The 20,815-nt window shown below is 63.5% G+C and carries 18 protein-coding genes; 6 read left to right on the top strand and 12 right to left on the bottom strand.

Annotated elements, in window-relative coordinates; translation table 11 throughout:
- Positions 1-65 precede the first annotated feature (65 nt).
- Together CP49_RS04075 and CP49_RS04070 are read left to right on the top strand one after the other, a co-directional pair.
- Complete coding sequence (locus CP49_RS04075; RefSeq protein WP_057849019.1) at positions 66-548, top strand: CinA family protein; 483 nt, start codon at positions 66-68, stop codon at positions 546-548.
- Positions 549-717: 169 nt separating this feature from the next.
- Positions 718-1,608, top strand: coding sequence for a VOC family protein (locus CP49_RS04070; RefSeq protein WP_057849018.1), 891 nt, complete (start codon positions 718-720; stop codon positions 1,606-1,608).
- 159 nt (positions 1,609-1,767) lie between these two features.
- Here CP49_RS04070 and CP49_RS04065 read toward each other — a convergent pair whose 3' ends face one another.
- The 3 genes from CP49_RS04065 to CP49_RS04055 all read right to left on the bottom strand — a co-directional run bounded on the left by CP49_RS04065 (position 1,768) and on the right by CP49_RS04055 (position 5,466).
- Entirely contained in the window at positions 1,768-3,075 is a 1,308-nt protein-coding gene (locus CP49_RS04065; RefSeq protein WP_057849017.1) for an HlyD family type I secretion periplasmic adaptor subunit, read from the bottom strand.
- Complete coding sequence (locus tag CP49_RS04060) at positions 3,072-4,814, bottom strand: type I secretion system permease/ATPase (RefSeq protein WP_057849016.1); 1,743 nt, start codon at positions 4,812-4,814, stop codon at positions 3,072-3,074. The genes CP49_RS04065 and CP49_RS04060 overlap by 4 nt, the downstream gene beginning before the upstream one ends.
- A 382-nt stretch (positions 4,815-5,196) precedes the next feature.
- Positions 5,197-5,466, bottom strand: a complete 270-nt coding sequence (locus CP49_RS04055; RefSeq protein WP_057849015.1) for a GlsB/YeaQ/YmgE family stress response membrane protein — start codon at positions 5,464-5,466, stop codon at positions 5,197-5,199.
- Positions 5,467-5,632: 166 nt separating this feature from the next.
- Between CP49_RS04055 and CP49_RS04050 the strand changes: the two genes are divergently transcribed.
- On the top strand, positions 5,633-5,848 hold the full coding sequence (locus CP49_RS04050) for a hypothetical protein (RefSeq protein WP_156438030.1): 216 nt from the start codon (positions 5,633-5,635) through the stop codon (positions 5,846-5,848).
- A 57-nt stretch (positions 5,849-5,905) separates the two neighbouring features.
- Here the strand turns inward: CP49_RS04050 and CP49_RS04045 are convergent, their stop codons facing one another.
- The 7 genes from CP49_RS04045 to CP49_RS04015 form a co-directional block, all read right to left on the bottom strand.
- Entirely contained in the window at positions 5,906-6,883 is a 978-nt protein-coding gene (locus CP49_RS04045; protein ID WP_057849013.1) for an ABC transporter ATP-binding protein, read from the bottom strand.
- On the bottom strand, positions 6,880-8,292 hold the full coding sequence (locus CP49_RS04040) for an Asp-tRNA(Asn)/Glu-tRNA(Gln) amidotransferase GatCAB subunit A (protein WP_057849012.1): 1,413 nt from the start codon (positions 8,290-8,292) through the stop codon (positions 6,880-6,882). Before CP49_RS04040 ends, CP49_RS04045 begins: the two co-directional genes overlap by 4 nt.
- Complete coding sequence (locus CP49_RS04035) at positions 8,289-8,486, bottom strand: hypothetical protein (protein WP_057849011.1); 198 nt, start codon at positions 8,484-8,486, stop codon at positions 8,289-8,291. The genes CP49_RS04040 and CP49_RS04035 overlap by 4 nt, the downstream gene beginning before the upstream one ends.
- Positions 8,483-9,562, bottom strand: coding sequence for an ABC transporter ATP-binding protein (locus CP49_RS04030; RefSeq protein WP_057849010.1), 1,080 nt, complete (start codon positions 9,560-9,562; stop codon positions 8,483-8,485). The genes CP49_RS04035 and CP49_RS04030 overlap by 4 nt, the downstream gene beginning before the upstream one ends.
- Before the next feature lie 4 nt (positions 9,563-9,566).
- Positions 9,567-10,445: an ABC transporter permease gene (locus tag CP49_RS04025; RefSeq protein ID WP_420807589.1), complete on the bottom strand. Its 879-nt coding sequence runs from the start codon at positions 10,443-10,445 to the stop codon at positions 9,567-9,569.
- A 12-nt stretch (positions 10,446-10,457) separates the two neighbouring features.
- Complete coding sequence (locus CP49_RS04020; RefSeq protein ID WP_057849008.1) at positions 10,458-11,411, bottom strand: ABC transporter permease; 954 nt, start codon at positions 11,409-11,411, stop codon at positions 10,458-10,460.
- 187 nt (positions 11,412-11,598) lie between these two features.
- The gene (locus CP49_RS04015; RefSeq protein WP_057849007.1) at positions 11,599-13,257 is read right to left on the bottom strand and encodes an ABC transporter substrate-binding protein; all 1,659 of its coding nucleotides are present in this window, start codon (positions 13,255-13,257) and stop codon (positions 11,599-11,601) included.
- Positions 13,258-13,455: 198 nt separating this feature from the next.
- Here CP49_RS04015 and CP49_RS04010 point away from each other — a divergent pair, with 198 nt between their 5' ends.
- From CP49_RS04010 to CP49_RS04000, 3 genes are all read left to right on the top strand, one after another.
- Positions 13,456-15,069 carry an ABC transporter substrate-binding protein gene (locus CP49_RS04010; RefSeq protein WP_057849006.1) on the top strand — a complete coding sequence of 538 codons (1,614 nt, stop codon included), beginning with the start codon at positions 13,456-13,458 and terminating at the stop codon, positions 15,067-15,069.
- Positions 15,070-15,247: 178 nt separating this feature from the next.
- A complete protein-coding gene (locus CP49_RS04005; RefSeq protein ID WP_057849005.1) occupies positions 15,248-15,457 on the top strand; it encodes a hypothetical protein in 210 nt (69 codons plus the stop codon).
- Positions 15,458-15,516: 59 nt separating this feature from the next.
- Positions 15,517-16,167, top strand: a complete 651-nt coding sequence (locus CP49_RS04000) for a hypothetical protein (RefSeq protein WP_057849004.1) — start codon at positions 15,517-15,519, stop codon at positions 16,165-16,167.
- 116 nt (positions 16,168-16,283) lie between these two features.
- On the opposite strand, the gene CP49_RS03995 is transcribed toward CP49_RS04000, so the two are convergent.
- Both CP49_RS03995 and CP49_RS45760 read right to left on the bottom strand, forming a co-directional pair.
- A complete protein-coding gene (locus CP49_RS03995; protein ID WP_057849003.1) occupies positions 16,284-18,509 on the bottom strand; it encodes a CHASE2 domain-containing protein in 2,226 nt (741 codons plus the stop codon).
- 76 nt (positions 18,510-18,585) lie between these two features.
- Positions 18,586-20,815: VCBS domain-containing protein (locus CP49_RS45760; protein WP_197423013.1), on the bottom strand; the 2,230-nt coding region annotated here is incomplete at its 5' end.

Genomic DNA, 20,815 nt, shown 5'->3' with positions numbered 1-20,815 from the left:
CAACTCGGCAAACGTGGACCTCCTGTGCTAGGAAGACATGACTGGCGGGACTTTTGGGAGTTGAGATGAAAGAGCTCATAACGATAGCCGAAAAGATTGCCACTCAACTGATCGCCCGGAAACAGACGATTTCGGTTGCGGAATCCTCAACCGGCGGCCTGATCTCGGCGGCACTGCTGTCGGTGCCCGGCGCATCCGCCTATTTCCTCGGCGGCGCCGTGGTCTACACCCGCGATGCGCGGCGGCTGTTGATGGATATTCCGGACGAGGCGATGAAGGGCATTCGCTCGGCGTCCGAGCCTTACGCAAAACTTCTGGCGAGTCAGGTTCGCCAGCGCTTCTCAACGGATTGGGGACTGTCGGAGACCGGCGCGACGGGTCCGACCGGCAACCGCTATGGCGACGCTGCCGGACATTGCTGCACGGCGGTGGCGGGGCCGTCGCAATCGGTATTCACGCTGGAGACCGGGAGCGATGATCGGCAGGCCAATATGCAGGAGTTTGCGAAGACGGCGTTGAATCTGCTGTTAAACGAATTGTCGAAATGAGATGTCGTCCCTGCGAAAGCAGGGACCCATACGCCGTGTCACCTGTTTTGAAACACACTGTTCGATAGCTTTTCGGCCAACAACTAATTCCTGTGGTTATGGGTCCCTGCGTTCGCAGGGACGACAGCCGGATAGAGAGCCCGGATGTAGACCTATCGAGGAGCTCGTTATGCAACAACCATTCGACCGCGCCGCAGAGGATATCGGCAACTCGATCCATTTCGAGCATGTCAACGTCACGATCCCGGATCAGCGGCTGGCGACGCTGTTCTACATCGCCGGCCTCGGGCTGACCCGCGATCCCTATCTGATGGTCTCGGATAGCAACATGTGGGTCAATGTCGGCAGGAGCCAGTTTCATCTGCCTGATGGCGCGCCGCAGGTGCTTCGCGGCCATACCGGCATCGTCATCGCGGGCCGCGAGGCGTTGCTGGATCGGCTGGCGTCGGTGGCGAAGAAGCTGGAAGTGACATCGTTTGCGTTCAGCGAGCGCAACGACCATGTCGAGGCGATCTGTCCGTGGGGCAATCGCGTGCGCTGCTATGAGCCGGATGCCGCACGCTTCGGGCGCATCACGCTCGGCATTCCCTATGTCGAGTTCGACGTGCCGGTCGGGGCGGCGAAAGCGATCTGTGCCTTCTATCCTGAAATCATGGGGATGCAGGCCGAACTCTTGAACGGTGACGGCACTGTTGCGCGCGTCAAGGCCGGCAAGGACCAATATCTGCAATTCCGCGAGACCGACCGTCGCCTGCCGGAGTTCGACGGGCATCACGTGCAGATCTACATCACGGACTTCTCAGGCCCCTATCGCCGCCTGCGGGAGCGCGGCCTGATTTCGCAGGAAGACAACCAGTATCAATACCGCTTTCGCGACATCATCGACCCCGACGGCGGCAGGCATCTGTTCACCGTCGAGCACGAGGTGCGCAGCGCCACACACCCGATGTTCATGCGGCCGCTGGTCAACCGCAACCCGGCCGAAACCAACCGCACCTACGCGCCGGGCCATGAACAATGGGCTTGGGCGATGGAACCGGATGAGTATGACAGAAGGTAGAGGCTGTTCGAGACACTCCGGCCCGTCGGTCGTCCCTGCGAACGCAGGGACCCATACGCCGTGTCGGATGTGTTGGGAGACGCTGTTCGACGGCTTTCGTTCGACAACCAAAGCCGGTGGTTATGGGTCCCTGCGTTCGCAGGGACGACCAAGAGAGAATCACCGCTCCCTAAACGAGCGCATGAGTTGATCGCTGAACGGCTTCATCAAATAGGAGAACATGGTGCGGTCGCCGGTTTGCACGAAGGCTTCCACCGGCATGCCCGGGATGATCTTGACTTCGCCGAGGCGGGCGACTTCGTCCGGCGGCATCGAGACGCGGATGGTGTAGTAGCTCTGGCCGGTGCGCTGGTCGGTGGTAACGTCGGCGGAGACGCGAGTCACCACACCATTGAGTTCCGGCGTGGTACGCTGGTTGAAGGCGGATAGCCGCAGCAGCGTCTTCTGGCCGATCTGCAGCTTGTCGATGTCCTGCGGATTGACCTTGGCCTCGACCGAGAGGTCGTCCGCCCGCGGCACCACCATCATGATGGCGTCGCCTGCGGTGATGACGCCGCCGACGGTATGAACCGTGGACTGCAGCACGACGCCGTCCTGCGGCGCGCGGATGTCGATGCGGCGGAGCTGATCCTCGGCGGTGACCTTGCGCTCGACGAACTCGCCGATCTTGTCGTTGGCCTCGCGCAGATCCTTGGAGACCTCGCTGACCACGTCCTTGTCGATCTGGATGATCTGCAGTTCGGTTTCGGTGATCTTGCCCCTCGCCTGCGCACGCGCGGCGATGTATTGCGCCCGCTCGCCCGACAGCCGGGCAAGGTCGCGCTCCAGCACCGTCAGCCGCGAGATCTGGATCAGGCGCTGCTCGTAGAGCTGGCGCACACCGACCAGCTCCTTCTCGACCAGCGCGATTTCCTTTTCCTTGGCCTGTTCCTGCGCCGTGAGGCCCGAAATTTCCTCATTGAGCTGCGCCACCCGCTCGCGCAACTGCGATTTCTGTCCCGCACGGCCGAACACGCGCACCTCGAACAGTTTTGTTTCGCTCGCGATGACGTCGCGGACATCGGGATCGTCGGCGCGATCGGTCAGCATCGACGGGAACTTGATCTTGTCGAGCCCGCGCTGCTCGGCCTCCAGCCGCGCGGCGCGCGCCCACAATCCGTTCAGCGTCTTGACAACGATGGCGAGACTGGCCTTGACCACGGTCTCGTCGAGACGCACTACGACGTCGCCGGCCTTGACGATGTCGCCGTCGCGCACCCGCACCTCGCCGACCACGCCGCCGGTCGGATGCTGCACCTTCTTGACATTGGAATCGACCACCACCGAACCCGGCGCGATCAGCGCGCCTGAGATCTGCACCGTCGAGGCCCAGCCGCCGAATCCGCCGGCCAGCACCAGCATCAGCGCCAGGCCGACGATGAGATGCGTTCTTATCGAGCGCCGCGCACCGTTCAGTTCGCCGGTCATTTTTTCGCGGCTCCTGCTTCGGACACAATCTTGATCGGCGGCGGCGGCGCGACGCGCTGCAGCACCTGGCCGAGCACGGTTTCCTTCGGACCGAACGCCTGCATGCGGCCGTCCTTCAGGACCAGCAATTGATCGACCGCCTCGATGCCGATCGGCCGGTGCGCCACCACGACCACGATGGCGCCGCGCTCGCGCGCAGCGCGTACCGCGCGGGTCAGCGCCTCATCGCCCTCGCTGTCGAGATTGGAGTTCGGCTCGTCGAGCACGATCAGGAACGGATTGCCGTAGAGCGCACGCGCCAGCGCCACGCGCTGCGCCTGGCCGGCGGAAAGCGCCGCACCCTGCTCGCCGATCTGGGTGTCGTAGCCCTCGCGCATCTTGATGATCATCTCATGCACGCCGGCTTCCTTGGCGGCGGCGATGATCGCCTCCGACTTCGCTTCCGGATCGAAGCGGCAGATGTTCTGCGCCACGGTGCCGGCGAACAATTCGACGTCCTGCGGCAGGTAGCCGATGTGGCGGCCGAGCACGTCCGACGACCACTGGTCGAGCGCCGCGCCATCGAGCCGAACCTTGCCGCGGACCGGCATCCAGACGCCGACCAGAGCGCGCACCAGCGACGACTTGCCGGAACCGCTCGGGCCGATGACGCCGAGACCGGTGCCGGCGTCGACGGCGAAATTGACGTCCTGCACGATGACGCGCTGGTCGCCCGGCGGCACGATGCTGACGGCTTCGACCGACAGCCGCTTGGTCGGGGCCTGCAGCAGGGTCTGCTGGTTCGATGCCGGCATCTGCTCCAGCAGCTTGCTGAGGCGATGCCAGCTCTGGCGCGCGGCCACAAAACCCTTCCAGTGGGCGATGGCGAGATCGACCGGCGCCAGCGCCCGCGCGCTGAGGATCGAACCCGCGATGATGATGCCGGCGGTGGCTTCCTGGTGGATCACCAGATAGGCGCCGACCCCAAGCACCGCCGATTGCAGCATCATGCGCAACACCTTGGCGACCGCCCCCAAGCCGCCGGCGATGTCGCTGGCGCGCTGATTGCCCGCCAGATAGGTCTCGTTGGCCTCGCCCCAGCGCCTGGTCAGCCGTCCGGACATGCCCATCGCGACCAGCACTTCGGCGTTGCGGCGGCTGGTGGCGGCCAGATCGTTGCGCCGTGCCGCCAGCGTCATCGCCTCCTTGGCCGGCGTGCGCGACAGGAACTCGGTGATCAGCGTCAGCGTCACCAGAATGATGGCACCGGCCAGCGCGGTAACGCCGAGCAGCCAGTGAAAGGCGAAGCAGATCAAGAGGTAGAACGGCAGCCAAGGCAGATCGAAGAATGCGCCCGGCCCCATGCTGCCGAGGAACGACCTGACATTGTCGAGGTCGCGCAGCGGCTGAAGGCCCTCGTTGCGGCTGCCGACCATCAGCGGCAGGCGCACCACGGTTTCGAACACGCGCGTGTTGATCGCTTCATCGAGCGCAGTGCCGATGCGGCCGAGAATCCGCCCGCGGATCAGATCGAGGCCGCCCTGGGCAACGTAGAGGCCGCCGGCGAGAATCATCAGACCCACCAGGGTCGGCACGCTGCGGCTCGGCAGCACGCGGTCGTAGACCTCCAGCATGAAGATCGAGCCGGTGAGATACAGCAGATTGATCATGCAACTCATGACGCCGACGCCGATAAAGGCGCTGCGACAGGCGCGCAGCGCTTCACCGAGCTCGGACCGCCGGACCGGAGCGACTGCCATAAATGCGTGTCTCTTCAAAAGGATCAGGTGACGGGCTGGTTTTACCGATGTTTTTGGACACCGTCTATTTTAAGTCACGTTAACTCCAATCCAGTTCATGCTCGTGAAGAGGGGGTGAAGGCGGAAACCGCCTGTTTGGGGAGCAAATTTGACGCCGGCGCCAGCCGTTCGGCGGGTTCGGGCCTCAGGCCGCCCGGAAACGGGACTGAGATCACGGACATCGAGACCCAGCCGACCTTGACATGGAGGTCGAGCTGCGCGCCGCTTCCGGCGCGACCCCGGCCGCTATCTTCTACCGCACCTTCGGCCGGGCTAACCGGAGGGCGCCAGGCGACCTGCGCAGGTCCCTGCCGCTGACTTCAAGCCATCGGGCTGTACGCAACTATAACCGCCCGCCGGTGCGGACCAGCCGCACGACCAGCAACAGGATGACGGCGCCGATGGTGGAGTAGACGATCTCCGACACCAGCCCGGTGCCGAGGCGAATGCCGAGCTTCGGAAACAAGAGGCTTGCGAGCAGCGCGCCGGCGATGCCGACGATGATGTCGCCGATGATGCCAAAGCCGGTGCCGCGCACGATCTTGCCGGCCAGCCAACCGGCCACCAGGCCGACGAAGAGAATTACGAGAATGCCTTCGTTGGAAATCTGCATTTGAAGCCCCCCGGATGTTGCGGCGCGTCGCGTCCAGCCGAACGATAGCTATAATTGCCCGATGTGACGACCCAAAAACTTTGCGGCTTGCGGCGGCTGCCGCAGCGTTGAAACTTTTTTCCGCCACACGCGTTATGCAGCCATGAAGCATGGCGACATTTGGTATGTGACTTTTGGTCGGGACAGGACGGACGAGACTGCGGAGAACACGACCCGCTCGACCCGCACCTTCAAATCTGAAATCGACGCCAAGCTGTTTGCGATGCAGATCCTGGCCAAGGGCTGGTCCGCGAGCGCAGGTACGCTAAATCCCCATCAGCCGAAGCAGGTCGTGGGACCAGCGCAGATCGAGCGCTGGGCCGATCCGGGATTGGGTGGGTGAGCACGATTCCGTCATGGCCGGGCATGACGAACTAGACAACACCTGGCTCGCTAACTCTTAGCCAACCGCGGTCGCTCGCTCCGCCAGCACGCAGCGCGCGGTTCGATCCGGCGACACCTGCACATTGGGCGGCAAGCGCTCGCTGCAGCGCGGCTGCGCATAACTGCAGCGCGGCGCGAATGAGCAGCTCGCGGGCGCCTTGTCGAGCGAAGGCGGGGTGCCCGGGATCGTCTCCAGCCGCTGGCCGCGCTTGGCGCCGTGGACGGTCGAGGCCAGCAAGCCCTTGGCATAGGGATGAACCGGCGAGCGCACGATGTCGCGCAAGCGTCCCTGCTCCACGATCTGGCCGGCGTACATGACGGCGACGCGGTCGCAGATTTCGATGGCGACGCCGATGTCGTGGGTCACGAAAATCACGGACATGCCAAACTCGCGCTGCAGTTCGCGCAGCAGCAGCAGGATCTGGATCTGCACGGTGGCGTCCAGCGCCGTGGTCGGCTCGTCGGCCAAAAGAATCTTCGGCTTGCAGGCCAGGGCGAGTGCGATCATCGCCCGCTGCCGCATGCCGCCGCTCATTTCGTGCGGATAGGCATCAAGGCGGCGCCTGGCGGAGGGAATCCGAACTACCTCCAGCATTTCCAGCGCTCGCGCCATCCCTTCCTTCTGGCTCTTGCCCTCATGGCGCATCACGCTTTCCGCGATCTGATGGCCGATCGTGTAGACGGGATCGAGCGCCAGCGCCGGCTCCTGGAAGATCATGGAGACGGTCTGGCCGCGGAACGCCGCAAGCTGTTCGTCGTTCATCGCCAGCACGTCGCGGCCCAATACCTTCACAGTCCCTGAAATCTGCGTCCGCTTCTTCGGCAATAGCCGCATCAGCGCGCGCAAGGTCACGCTCTTGCCCGAGCCGGATTCGCCGAGCAGGCCGAGCACCTCGCCCTCGCCAAGCGTGAGCGAGATGTCGTTGACGGCGTGAACCGTGCGCTCGCCGGTGAAGCGGATGTTGAGGTCGCGGATTTCGACGAGGTTGCTCATGCAGCTTTCGGTACCTGCTGGTGAAAATCCGTGGCGCGCTGGAACGCCGCGCCGATCCGTGACAGCCCGGCCTCATCGAAGGGGCGGCCGATCAACTGCATGCCGACCGGCAGGCCCTTTCCGGTGAAGCCGGCGGGAATCGAAAGCGACGGCAGGCCGAGATAATTGATCGGCCGGGTGAAGCGCGTGATCCGCTGAATCACGGCTTCCGCATCTAAGCTGTTGCCGACATCGCTCTCGGCAATGGTCGCCGCCGGCATCGGCGCGACCGGCGCGATCACGGCATCGGTGCCGGTGACCGCCGCGAGGTACGCAGCCAGCGCCGGACCGCGCCAGCGCATCGCTTCGAGATAGGTCACGGCGGGAATCGCAAGCCCGTTCTGCAGCCGCATCAGGACCTGCGCGCCGTAATCCTGCGGCCGCTCGATCATCCAGCGCTTGTGGAAGGCGGCGGCTTCGGTGGCGAGCACGATCTGACAGGCGGCGGTGAGCTGGCGCTGGTCCGGCAATTCGACTTTGACGATTTCGGCACCCTCTCTCTTGAGGGTAGCGATGGTCTCGTCGAGCACCCGCGCCACTTCGGAATCGAGATCGTCGACATAGAAGGCGGTCGGCACGCCGATCTTCACGCCTTTGAGCGAGCCTGTGGTCGCGGCCATGTAGTTCGGCACCGGGAGCGTCGAGGCCGTGGGATCCTCGGGATCAGCGCCAGCCATCAGCCCGATCAGGAGCGCGCAGTCTTCGACGGTTTGTGCCAGCGGGCCGACTGTGTCGAGCGATTGCGATAGCGGCATCGCGCCGGCACGGCTGATAAGGCCGACCGTCGTCTTGAAGCCGGTGACGCCGCAGAAATGCGCGGGCATCCGGATCGAGCCGCCGGTGTCGGAGCCCAGCGCCGCAAAGGTCAGCCGCGCCGCGACCGCCGAGCCCGAGCCGGATGACGAGCCGCCGGTGATGTGATCGACATTCCAGGGGTTGCGCACCGCGCCGTAATGCACGTTGTGGCCGGTCGGGCCGTAGGCGAACTCGACCATCTGCAGCGAGCCGAGCCTGACCGAGCCTGCATCCTTCAGGCGCTGCAGCGCGGTCGAGGTCGTCGTAGCCACGAATTCGCGCCGGATCTTTGAGCCGCAGGTCACGACCTTGCCGGCCTCGTAATACATGTCCTTGTGCGCCATCGGCACGCCGTGCAGCACACCCAGATTCTTGCCCTTGGCAAGATCAGCGTCGGCGGCGTCAGCGGCAGCAAGCGCCTCCTCCGCCTCGATCGCCATGAACGCGTTGACGAGCGGCTGCCATTGCGCGATGCGGTCGAGACAGGACTGCGTCACCTCGCGCGAGGACAATTTCTTGCCGGCGATCGCCTTGGCGACCGACACCAGCGACATCAGGGCTGGTTCGCCGCTCATTTCGACACCTTGGCGTTCTGTACGAGAAGGAAGCTTGCCGGCTCGAGATCCATCGGCAGTGTACCAGAGATCGGCGCAAAGCCGTCGAAGGCCGGACCGATGGAATTGGCGATGCGCGCGGAAACTTCCGAATCCTGCGGAACGCCGGCGACGTCAGTCATTACCTTGACCTGCTTGGGATCGGGTCTCGTCATGCGGCGGTTGCTCCCTTGTCATTTTCTTTGGCCGGTGCGCGGCTGTGCCCGGAGCCAGCAATGGCCATGTAGCACGCCGCCTGATGGCCCATTGTATCGACATCGCTGAGTTCTGGCGTCGCATTTGCGCAGAGCGGCTCTGCAAATGGACATCGGGTGTGAAACCGGCAGCCGGACGGCGGGTCGATCGGGTTGGGCGGATCGCCCGAGATCGGCGGCGTCTCGGTGCGGTTGTCAGGATCGGACGACGGCATCGCTGCCAGCAGCGCCCGCGTATAGGGATGCGCCGGCGCATCCCAGACCTTGTCGACCGGGCCGAGTTCGACAACTTCGCCGAGATACATCACCAGCACGCGGTCCGAGATGTAGCGCACCACGTTGAGATCATGGCTGATGAACAAGTACGTCAGGCCGAATTCGCGCTTCAGGTCCGCCAGCAAATTGAGCACTTGCGCTTCGACCGATTTGTCCAGTGCCGAGACCGCTTCATCGAGGATCACGAGCCGCGGCGACAGCGCCAGCGCACGCGCGATATTGACGCGCTGGCGCTGGCCGCCGGAAATCTCGTGCGGATAGCGGTTGGCGAAGGTTTCGGGCCGCAGGCCCACCTTGCCGAGCAGCTCGCGCGCCAGCAGCCGCGCGGCAGCATCCGCCATGCCGTGAACCTTGGGGCCGAACGCGATGGAGTCCTCGATGGTGAGGCGCGGGTTGAGCGAAGCGTAGCTGTCCTGAAACACCATCTGCATGCCGCGACGCAATTCACGCAGCGACAGCGCGCGACCGACCTGCATGCCGTCATAGACGATATCACCGGCATCGCGCTTCATGAGATGCATCAGCAGCCGCGCCGTCGTCGACTTCCCGCAGCCGGATTCGCCGACGATCCCGACCGTTTCGCCCTTGGCGATGGAAAAGGAAACATTATCGACCGCACGCACGGTTTTACGAGGGCTGAACAGATCGCCCCGCACCGGGAAATGCTTTGTCAGCCCCGACACCTGCAACAGCGGCTGCGCTGCGCCGCCGACGTCCTCGACCTGTTCCAGTAGCTCGACTGACGGGCTTGTCTCACTCATCGCGTCAGTTCCTGATATCCATGGCGCTGCGCATGCCGTCGCTGAGCAGGTTGAAGCAGATCGACACCGCAAAGATCATGACGCCCGGCAGCGCCGCCACCCATGGGTTGACATAGATCGCGGTGCGCAGCGTGTTCAGCATCAAGCCCCATTCCGGCTCCGGCGGTTTGGTGCCCAAACCGAGGAACGACAGCCCCGCCGCGAGGATCATCGACACCGAGATGAGCCCCGTCGCGTAGACGAAGATCGGGCCGAGCACGTTGCCCAGCATATGCACCCGCATGATGGTGAACGGCCCGGCGCCGGAGGCGCGCGCGGCCTCGACGAAATCCATGTTGCGCACGCCCGTGGTGACGCTTTCGGCGACGCGGGTGATCTGCGGCACGAACACGATGGTCAGCGAGACGATCGAGTTGACGATACCGGCGCCCAGCGCGCCGGAGATCGCAATCGCCAGCAGGACGGACGGGAAGGCGTAGAACACGTCGATGGTGCGCATGATCGCGGTGTTGAGCCTGCCGCCGACATAGCCGGCGACGAGCCCGAGCGAGGTGCCGATCACAAAGGCGAGGATCACGGGAAGGATACCGATGATCAGCGACAGCCGGCCGCCATAGATCAGCCGCGCCAGCATGTCGCGGCCGAGTTCGTCGGTGCCGAGCGGATAGTTCGGCGTACCGATGTGGCGAAGCCTGCGGATCATCGAGCCCTGGTAGGGATCGGCGAGGCCCAGCCACGGCGCCAGCAGCGCGGAGGCGAAGATCAATACCAGCACGAAGGCGCAGACCATGCTGACCTTGTCGCGCGCGATGCGGCGACCGACGGTCGCCCAATAGCCGCGCGCCTTGGTCGCGGGCGCGGCTTGCAGGGCGGTATCCGACATCACGGTCATGGATCAGCCCCGCTTGATGCGCGGATCGATCGCGGCTTGCGCGATATCGACCAGCAGATTGAGGGCCACGAAGAACAGCGCCAGCACCAGAATCGTGCCCTGCAGCAAGGGAAGATCGCGCTGGAAGATCGCCGAATTGAGCAAGAGGCCCGAACCGGGCCAGGAGAACACGGTTTCGATCAGGATCGAGCCGCCGAGCATGTAGCCGAGTTGCAGCCCCATGACCGCGAGCGCAGTCGGCGCGGCGTTCTTGATAACGTGTTTGAACACGTCGAGTTCGCGCAGACCCTTGGCGCGCAGCGCCTCAACGAAATCCTGCGAGAGAATGTCGCCGGTCAGCGCTCGTACGGTGCGGGTGACGATGCCCATGGGAATCACCGAGGTCGTGATCGCCGGCAGGATGAGATACTTCATGTGCTCCCAGTCCCAGCCCCACGCGCCGGAGCCGCCGGGACCGGCGCCGACCGCGGGCAGCCAGTTGAGTTGCACCGAGAAGATGATGACCATCACCATGCCGAGCCAGTAATGCGGCACCGAGACGCCGGCGATGGCGACTGACGTGGCGACCTTGTCGATCCAGGTGTCGCGAAAATAGCCGGCGATCAGGCCGAACAACAGCCCGAGCGTGAAGCCGATCAATGCGGCGGCGACGGCGAGCGTCACGGTGTTGCCGACCGCGCGCAACACTTCGGTCAGCACCGGGCGACCGGTGGCGATGGAGCTGCCGAGATCGCCATGGATCGCCCGCCACAGCCAGAGCCCGAACTGAACCGGTAGCGGCCGGTCGAAGCCGTAGGCCGTGCGCATTTGCGCGGCGAGTTCCTGCGAGGCATCGGCCGGCAGCACGGCAACGAGCGGATCGCCGGGCGTGATGTGCACCAGGAGGAAACACACCAGCGCGACGCTGAGCACGATCGGAATGACGTAGACGATACGCCGGGCGATATAAGCGAGCACGGGTTACCTGACTTGATGCAGCACAATGAATGCGCAGGTTACAGTAAGGGACGCACGATGCGAGGGTTCCCTCCCCCCTTGCGGGGGAGGGTTAGGGAGAGGGGTGGCCCCACCGGGACTGCCCGTGTGAACCCCTTCCCCCACGCCTCCCCGCAAGGGGGAGGGGAGCCCTATCAGCGTGCCCACCTCACGGTGCCATCGACACCGGCGAGAAGTCGACGAACCAGCTCTTCGGTTGCACAAAGCCCTTGACCTTCGGGCTCATGGCGCGCGGGGAGACGTCGTGGGCGACGTAGAGGAACGCCGCATCGTCCACCGAAGCCGCATGCAGTTCGGCGAGCGCCGCGTCACGCGCTGCAGGATCGAAGGTCTGGCGCGCCTTGGTCACCAGCTCGTCGAACTTGGGGTTGTTGATGAAGCCCCAATTGTTCGAGACGGGCGGGGCCATCGACGACTGCAGGAAGCGCACCAAAGCGAAGAACGGGTCCATCGCCGCATAGGTGACGTTGGTGGCGTTCGCGCCGTTGGCGGTCGGATCCTTGGCGCCGCGGCGCCAGTTGGTGAACAGCGTGTTCCACTCGATGACGTCGAGTTGAACGTCGAAGTAGCATTCGGCCAGCGCCTGCTGCAGATACTCGTTCATCGGCAAAGGCTGCATCTGGCCCGATCCCGACGCCGACGTCTGGGTCTTCACCGTCAGCTTCTTGCTCGGGCCATAGCCCGCTTCCTGCATCAGCTTCTGCGCAGCCTTCAGGTCATACTTGATCTGAAAGGTCGGCTTGCCGCGCCAGGGGTGCCCGGGCTCGAAGGTGCCGGTGGCCGGCACCATCAGGCCGGCGAGCAGGCCCTCCTTGAGGCCTTCGCGATCGATGCAGAGATTGGCCGCCTTGCGGACGCGGATATCGTTCCACGGCGAGCCCTCGATGCGCGAAAACTGCCACGGCCAGACATGCGGAGATTCATTGGCCTGGAGCTGGAAGCCGCGCTGCTTGATCTCCTTGACCGCGTCGGGTGCCGGCGCTTCGACCCAATCGACCTGGCCGGAGAGCAATGCTGCGGTGCGGGCATTTGCTTCCGGCATCGGCAGCAGCACCATCCGGTCGACCTTGGGCACGCGGGCCTTGTCCCAATAGCCCTCGTTCTTCACCAGTTCGAGCCGTTCGCGCGGCGTAAATTTCGACATCTTCCAGGGGCCAGTGCCCGAGGCGTCCCTGGCAAACGCAGCCCACGCAGCCTGCGACTTCGCCTTGGCGTCGGCGCCTTCAGCCTTGTCATAAAACGCCTGCCACTTGGTCGGGCTCGCCATGAACAGGTTGGTCAGATTGATGGGCAGGAAGCTGTCCGGCTCCTTGGTGGTCAATTCCACCGTCATGTCGTCGATCTTGCGGGCGGACGCGAGCGTCGGCATGCGCGAGGCGGTGACGCCGACCTGGCTGGCGTCGAAATGCGGCGCATCCTGCTTCAGCACCTTTTCGACGTTCCAGACCACGGCGTCGGCATTGAACGGCGAGCCGTCATGGAATTTGACGCCGGGACGCAGCTTGAAGGTCCACTTCTTCTTGTCAGCATCGTCGACCTTCCATTCGGTCGCGAGCCCGGGAATCATGACGCTTGCCTTCTCCGCCGACGACAGGTCCCACAGCGTCAGGGCGTCATACATGGTGAGGCCGGTGAAGCGGTTGCCCTCAAAGCCCTGATCGGGCTGCCCGAGCGTGCGCGGAATATCAGCGGCCGTCATGCCGATCCGCAGCACCGTTTCGGCGCTCGCGAGTTGCGGCAGACCTACCACCAGCGCCGTCGCCAGCAGCCACGCGGTGGCCGTCTTCTTCGATTTGTCGTTACGCATATGCAGCAATCCCTTCTCGACTTGGGTGACTAATTCTTATGCAAAGGTATGCAACGCCTGTGCCAAGGCAGGCGCTTTCGCGGGGGCGATTAGCCGCACAACTCCCTGTGAGTGCGTATACACGCGCAGGTTCTATGCTCGATCTGGCACCAAGCTTGCATTTTTTAGCTCCAACCCCTGCCCGATGGAGCTTAATTCATGCGCATCCGAAATTCGATGCTTCTTGCTGCCACAGCACTCACCCTCGGATTTCCTCTTGGCTTGCCTACGAATTCGGCGCAGGCGGAGACCGTTGTGCGCTACGGCATTTCGATGGCGGACATCCCGCTGACCACCGGCCAGCCGGACCGCGGCGCCGGCGCCTACCAGTTTTCGGCCTACACGATCTACGATCCGCTGGTTGCCTGGGAGATGGACGTGTCCGACCGGCCGGGAAAACTGGTGCCGGGGCTTGCGACCGAATGGAAGGTCGACGAAGCGGACAAGAAAAAATGGCGCTTCACCCTGCGCCAGGGCGTCAAGTTCCATGACGGCAGCGACTTCAATGCCGACGCGGTGATCTGGAATCTCGACAAGGTGCTCAACGAGAAGGCACCGCAATTCGACAAGCGCCAGAGCGCGCAGGTGAAAACCCGCCTGCCTTCAGTGGCGAGCTACGCCAAGATCGACGATGCGACCATCGAGATCACGACCAAGGCCGTCGATTCCTTCTTCCCGTATCAGATGCTGTGGTTTCTGGTGTCCAGCCCGGCGCAGTATGAAAAGCTCGGCAAGGACTGGGACAAGTTCGCCAGCCAGCCCTCCGGCACCGGACCGTTCAGGCTGACCAAACTTGTCCCGCGCGAACTGGCGGAGCTCACCAGGAATCCCGGCTATTGGGACAAGAAGCGGCTTCCGAAGGCCGACAAGATCGTGCTGATCCCGATGCCGGAAGCGTTGACGCGCACCAATGCGCTGTTGGCCGGCCAGGTCGACCTGATCGAGACGCCGGCGCCGGATGCTGTGCCGCAGCTCAAATCCGCCGGCATGAAGATCGTCGACAACGTCACGCCGCATGTCTGGAATTATCATTTGAGCGTATTGCCCGGCTCGCCCTGGACCGACATCCGCCTGCGCAAGGCGCTGAACCTTGCGATCGACCGCGAGGCCGTGGTCGGGCTGATGAACGGATTGGCAAAGCCCGCCAAGGGCCAGGTCGATCCATCGAGCCCGTGGTTCGGCAAGCCGGGCTTCGAGCTGAAATATGATGTCGCGGCGGCGAAGAAGCTGGTGCAGGAAGCCGGCTACTCGAAGGAGAAGCCATTAAAGGCGACTTTCATCATCGCGCAGGGCGGCACCGGGCAGATGCTGTCGCTGCCGATGAACGAATTTTTGCAGCAGAGCTTCAAGGAAATCGGGATCGAGATCGACTTCAAGGTGGTCGAGCTCGAGACGTTATATACGGCTTGGCGAAAGGGCGCGGCTGACGAGATGAACGCCAACATCACCTCGAACAACATCGCCTATGTCACTTCGGATCCACTCTACGCCATTGTCCGCTTCTTCCATTCCGGCCAGATCGCGCCGGTCGGCGTCAACTGGGGTGGCTACAAGAACCCGAAGGTCGACGCGCTGATCGACGAGGCCAAGCAGACGTTCGACGTCGCAAAGCAGGACGAACTGTTGGCGCAGGCGCACGCAGAGATCGTCGACGATGCTACGCTGGTGTGGGTGGTGCACGACACCAATCCACACGCGCTGTCACCGAAGGTGAAGAAGTTCGTGCAGGCGCAGCACTGGTTCCAGGATTTGACGACGATCGGGCTGGAGTGAAAGGGGCTCGATCTGGAGCAACGGGTTCTGCCCGCCTCACAACTGCCGCACAGCAGTCATGTTCGCCGAACGTGTCCGCCGTACTGTGGTCGTATTCCGACGATCATGTGCACGGCATGCCTGCTGGGCTGCGCTCGGCAGGCATGCTTTGTTTCGTCTAACCTTATGGGGAACTGCCGTGATCAAGATTGCGATTGTAGCGGGTGCAACGCTTGCCGTGGTGACTGCCGCCAGCGCCGCCGACATTCCACGCCGGCAGCCCGTCTATCAGCAAGCTGCCGTCGGCAAGATGCCGATTGGCAAGACGCCGGTCGCGACGATTGGCAAGACACCGGTCGGCAAGAGCCCAATCGGGAGGCCGCCCGGGCCCGTCGTGTCGCGCTACTAGCGCACGGCATTGACCGAGGGATCGTTCCTGCCTTTGTTGTCGACGGTTGAGGGCGAAGCGTGGCAAGTCCACCCAACAGATTGGGACCATGGTTGCTTGCGGGACTCACACTCGCAGCTTCGCTCCCAGGCACAATCCCATCGGCTTCTGCACACGAGGGACGCAAGCGCTTAGCTGCCGCGAATGCACTTGTGTCTGGTGACGCGCCCATCCAGCCAAGACCGGCGGCGCAGGCGGCGCGAACGCAGGGCATAGCCAAGGGCCCGTACTACGTCGATTTCAGAGCCAGGACGGCGGCGAGCTGGGGACATGCTTTCGTCTGGTACGGGAAGACGAGCGAGCGAGCAGTTGAGGTCGCGGGCCTCACGCCTGCGGGAGACACCTTTGCCTACGTGCTGGGGCATTTGACGTGGGTCCCGTCCGAGACCGGAGCGAGCTATGGCGATCTTGACCCGGAGTACCTGACCGCGAGCTACCGGGTTTACCTGAGTGAGCCGGACGCAAAAAGGGTGTTCGCTTACATCAAGAAATTGCAAGCGAGTTCACCGGTCTGGAACGCGGAAACATCCAACTGCACGGCGTTCATCGGCAGCATCGCAAGTTTTATGGGACTGAAAGTGCCTCTCCGCTGGCTGCGTCCCGAGAACTACGTCAACAGCCTCAAGGAAATGAATGGCGGACGCCAGATGGTCCGCCTGTCGTCGGAGTAGTCCCGTAGGACGGGTAGAGCGGAGCGAAACCCATCACGCTTCCGCGTAGGGATTTGATGGGTATCGCTCCGCTCCACCCATCCTACATTCTTCTGCTTTCTCAGGGACGACGGAAACTACTTCGTCAGCAGCGCGAATGCGCCGTTCCAATCTTCCGGCGGCGGATTTTCGAGATAGCCGCGGATGCGCGCCTCGTACAAATCGTAGAGCAGCTCCAGCGAATTTGCGTCGTCGGTCTTGCGGCCGCGTTCGATCGCGGCCAGCGTGCCTTCCCAGTCGCGGTTGCGATAGCAGGCGAGCATCTCGATGGTCAGGTTGCGCAGGCGCTGGAAACGGCCGGATTGCGCGACGTCCTCGCGGCCGGCGATGGCGTAGATCACCTCCGGCTCCTTCTTGCCCTTCACCATGATGAAGTCGAGTTCGAGGATCGCGAACCTGTCCTTGACCGCCAGCGCGGTCCTGGAGCCGACGATGATGGGGAAGCCGTATTCCTTGGACTGCCCTTCGAGCCGCGAGGCCAGATTGACGCTGTCGCCGAACACCGAATAATCGAAGCGCTGGTCGGAGCCCATGTTGCCGACCACGCAGGTGCCCGTGTTGAGTCCGATGCCGGCATTGAGCGGAATGAACGGGCGCCCTTCTTCCTTCGCCTCCAGCTCGCGCGCCTGATTGAGTTCGTCGACCCGTTCCAGCATGTCGAGCGCGGCCTCGCAGGCGTTGAGCTCGTGGTCCTTGTCGTCGAGCGGCGCATTCCAGAACGCCATAATGGCGTCGCCCATGTACTTGTCGATGGTGCCCTTGCGGTTGAGGATGGCGTTGGTCAGCGGCGTCAGGAAGCGGTTCATCAGCGCGGTGAGGCCCTGCGGATCGTTCTTGTAGGTTTCCGAGATCGAGGTGAAGCCGCGCATGTCGGAGAACATGATGGTCATCTCGCGCTCCTCGCCGCCGAGCACGAGTTTTTCCGGTGACTGCGCGAGCTGCTCGACCAAAGCCGGCGACAGGTACTGGCCGAAGGCGGAACGAATCTGCCGACGCTGCGCTTGCTCGCGCACGAAACTTGCAAAGATCAGCGTCAGATAGATCGACGTGGTCGACATCAGGGGATAGGTGAAATCGATCAGCAGCCGATGCTGCGCGTAGAAATACGCCGACGTTCCGATCAGGGCGGTCGCAAACGCCGCGCCGAGCGCAACCAGCGTGACCGGTCCGAACAGCGGTGCAAACGCGATCACCAGAAGGCCGAACAGAAGCGCGGTCGCGAACTCGACGGCGATGCCGTAGATCGGCGTCGAGATCACCTCGCCGGTCAAGGTGGTCTCGAGCACCTGGGCGTGGATCTCCACGCCGGGCATGGCGCGCGATACCGGAGTGGTCTTGATGTCATTGAGGCCGACCGCCGAGGTGCCGATCAGCACCAGCTTGCCAGCGATCATGTCGGGCGCGACATTTTTCTCCAGCACATTGATCGCGGGTACATAGATGGAGGCATCGTTGCGGGCATAATGAACCCAGATCTGGCCATTATGGTCGGTTGGAATCTGAAACCCCTTGACGCCGATGCTCTTGATGCCGGCCTTTTCGGCCTTGATCAGAATGGTGCCCGAACCGCTGGCGACCCGCAACATCTCGAACGTGAGCGACGGCAAGGTCTGGCCCTGCGCCTGCATGATCATCGGCACTCGCCGCACGATGCCGTCGCGTTCGGGCTTGATCGTGAACAAGCCACGCCCGGCGGCGGCATGTTCCAGCACCGGCACGTTGCGCAACAGGCCGGGAAAATTGAACATGAAACGCTGCGGCTCCTCGCCAAGCATCGCGAGGCCCGTGACCGGCAGCGTCTTGTCGAGCGCCGTGATTTCCTCCGGCAGCCCGGATTCGCCGAGCACGACGCGCGACTTCCTGATCGCATCGGCGAATATCTGGTCGTTGCTCGGCAGCGCGCGCAGCCTGGCGCGGGTTTCCTCGTCGAGATTGCGGAAAGTGTCCGCCGCCAAGGCAGGGTTGAGACGGTCGGGCTCCGGGAACACCGCGTCGAACGCGATCACGACCGCGCCGAGCCGGGTCAGTTCGGTGATGAGGTCAGCAAGCCGGGTGCGCGGCCACGGCCACTGCCCGAGCTTTTCGAGGCTCTTGTCGTCGATGTCGACGATGGTGACCGGCCGCGCGGTCTTCTTGCGCGGGTCGATGCGCTGGAAAGCATCAAAGGTTCTGACGCGGATTTCCTCAACGGGAGCCGGGTCGGCGTAGCGAAGGGTGGCAAACCCGATCAGGAGCGCAAGGCACAGCAGCCGGGCATAGCCGATGCGCCGCTTGAACCACCTCGGTAAGGCCCGGAGCTTCATGCGCTCTGGATATCACGCATCGGACAGTCTGGCACGCCTGGAGTCTCGTAGAGGCGCACCAGGCCCGGAGGCGCGATCAGCCATTGCCGCCGGGATGAAGAATGAAGTCGCTCATCTGCAGGTTCGCCTTGGCAATGTTCGACAACTGGATGCTGTTGCCTGCATCGAACTGAATCAGGGTATCCGAACCTACCTGCTCGACCGCACCGCTCTTGAGCCACAAAGCGAAGGAAGCTGAATCGCCGGGCGCAAATGGGACGTGGGCAAGGAGGTCTATCTTGTCCTGCTCCGGCTGGAAGTCGGTGATCGTGTCGTTGCCCATGTGCTCGGCGAACACGAATTGGTCGGCGCCTGCCCCGCCCTTCAGGACGTCGTCGTGCTTGGTCGAGAAGATCACGTCATTGCCCGAGGTCGCGGACTTCCCCTTGGCCTGATCTTCGACCACGGTGGACTGGGCGGTATTGATGACCGGCGCGTCGTTCTTGGCGCCAACGCTGTAGACTCCGCTGCTGAATGCCGTCGTGCCGCCGGTCACCGACGGCATTGCAATGGTCGAACCGGAGTCCCGGTCATCGGTGCCATCCCAGGCCATGAATGTCAGATGCTCGGTGTCGCCGCTTCCGGAGCCATCGAAGCGCACCTTTGCGTCGGCGGACAACAAGAAGGCCTTGCCGGGATCCAGTTTGATCGCGATCCAATTCCCGTTGGGGAGATGATACTCCCAGCATCCGCCCGCGCCACCGTTGTCGACCCCGGTGATGGCGATACCATGCAGGGCGCCATCGGGATCGCTCACGGTGAGCTTGTCGCTGCCAAAGAACTGTCCGTCGAAGACGGCAACGCCGTTCTCGTTCGAGAGCTGCGCCACCTTTGCGGATACGCCGGACTGCACGATTGGCGCATCGTTGACCGACGTTACGGTGACGGTGGCGGTATCGGACGTCACGGAGAAGGCCGTGGAACCACCTGCCGATGATGCATCGGCGGTCGCGCCGCGGGCTCCCGTCGTTTGATCCCACGCCAGGTAGCTAATCGTAGCTGTTTCGCCACCTTCTCCGCCGGGGACGAACCTGACTTTGTCGGTAGCAGCCAACAGCAAGGCCGAGGATGTCGTCAACACCGCCGGGAAAGCGAAGAAGGTGGTGCCGTTGGTGGAATATTCCCACTGGCCATGCGCGCCGGTCGTGGCGGTGATCGCGATACCCTGCACTGCGCCATCATCGACGTCGGTGATGCTGGCCCCGAGGAACGAGGCAACGGTCTGACCGGCGATCGTCGTAGCGTCCTCCGCGACCGGCGTCAGGGAGGGCTGCGAGGCGGTCAGCACCGGAGCATCGTTGGTGCCGGTGACGGTGACGTCGATCGTGCGGCTGACCGTACCTCCACGACCGTCGTCCAGCGTGATCGTGAAGTGCTCGACCTTTGTCTCGCCCTTTGCGAGGTGCTCGACGGCCGAATCCGGAACGCTGTAGGTCCAGTTGATGATGCCACCCGTACCGTTAACGGTGTCGGGATCTACCGATGCCGTCAAAGCGCCCAGCGCTCCGCTGGACGCCGTGATCGCTGGTCCAATCTTGTGGGCGTCCGTGAGATCCACATCCGCCAGCGCAATGGTGCCGCTATCAGTCAGATCGCCCGCGGGCACGCCCTGCTCCGTCACGGCGCCAGTCACGTCCTCCGTTGCAACGACGGGGTAATCATTGGTGCCGGTGATGGACACCACGAACGTCTTCGACGTGGTCCCGCCATCGCCATCGTTGATCGCGACCGTATACGTCAGCGTCAGGACCTCGCCCTTCGCCAGATAGTCGAACGCGGTCGAGGCGGCCGAGAACGACAGATTGACCGAGCCGGCCGAGGAGCCGGCATCCTTGGTCATCCCGCCAGGCGTCACCAGCGCCTTCAGTGCGGCCTCGCCGAGCGCCAGGCCTGTCGTCGTGCCGGACGCCACCACGCCGGTGATGGCTGCGGTATGGCCGACATCGGTCAGGTCGACGTCGGTGAACGTCACCGGAATCGTGGCCGTCAGCGCCGACGTATCGGTCTGCTCCGTCAGGTCTTGCTGCGCAATGTCGGCAATAACAGGCGCGTCGTCGGTTCCGGTGACGGTGACGACAAAAGTCTTCGGCGTCACGCCGCCATCGCCATCGTTGATCGCGACCGTATAGGTTAGCGTCAGGATCTCGCCCTTAGCCAGGTAGTCGAACGCGGTCGAGGCGGCCAAGAACGACAGATTGACCGAGCCGGCCGAGGAGCCAGCATCCTTGGTCACCCCGCCAGGCGTCACCAGCGCCTTCAGTGCAGCT

The organism is Bradyrhizobium valentinum (assembly GCF_001440405.1).
In the GTDB taxonomy this organism is placed as follows: Bacteria; Pseudomonadota; Alphaproteobacteria; order Rhizobiales; family Xanthobacteraceae; genus Bradyrhizobium; species Bradyrhizobium valentinum.
Note: the sequence above shows the minus strand (reverse complement) of the source record. Positions and strands in the feature narration are given on the sequence as shown.

Coding starts and splice junctions, on each gene's coding strand:
- CP49_RS04075 (WP_057849019.1), top strand. CDS start 66: ATGAAAGAGCTCATAACGATAGCCGAAAAGATTGCCACTCAACTGATC.
- CP49_RS04070 (WP_057849018.1), top strand. CDS start 718: ATGCAACAACCATTCGACCGCGCCGCAGAGGATATCGGCAACTCGATC.
- CP49_RS04065 (WP_057849017.1), bottom strand. CDS start 3,075: ATGACCGGCGAACTGAACGGTGCGCGGCGCTCGATAAGAACGCATCTC.
- CP49_RS04060 (WP_057849016.1), bottom strand. CDS start 4,814: ATGGCAGTCGCTCCGGTCCGGCGGTCCGAGCTCGGTGAAGCGCTGCGC.
- CP49_RS04055 (WP_057849015.1), bottom strand. CDS start 5,466: ATGCAGATTTCCAACGAAGGCATTCTCGTAATTCTCTTCGTCGGCCTG.
- CP49_RS04045 (WP_057849013.1), bottom strand. CDS start 6,883: ATGAGCAACCTCGTCGAAATCCGCGACCTCAACATCCGCTTCACCGGC.
- CP49_RS04040 (WP_057849012.1), bottom strand. CDS start 8,292: ATGAGCGGCGAACCAGCCCTGATGTCGCTGGTGTCGGTCGCCAAGGCG.
- CP49_RS04035 (WP_057849011.1), bottom strand. CDS start 8,486: ATGACGAGACCCGATCCCAAGCAGGTCAAGGTAATGACTGACGTCGCC.
- CP49_RS04030 (WP_057849010.1), bottom strand. CDS start 9,562: ATGAGTGAGACAAGCCCGTCAGTCGAGCTACTGGAACAGGTCGAGGAC.
- CP49_RS04025 (WP_420807589.1), bottom strand. CDS start 10,445: ATGTCGGATACCGCCCTGCAAGCCGCGCCCGCGACCAAGGCGCGCGGC.
- CP49_RS04015 (WP_057849007.1), bottom strand. CDS start 13,257: ATGCGTAACGACAAATCGAAGAAGACGGCCACCGCGTGGCTGCTGGCG.
- CP49_RS04010 (WP_057849006.1), top strand. CDS start 13,456: ATGCGCATCCGAAATTCGATGCTTCTTGCTGCCACAGCACTCACCCTC.
- CP49_RS03995 (WP_057849003.1), bottom strand. CDS start 18,509: ATGAAGCTCCGGGCCTTACCGAGGTGGTTCAAGCGGCGCATCGGCTAT.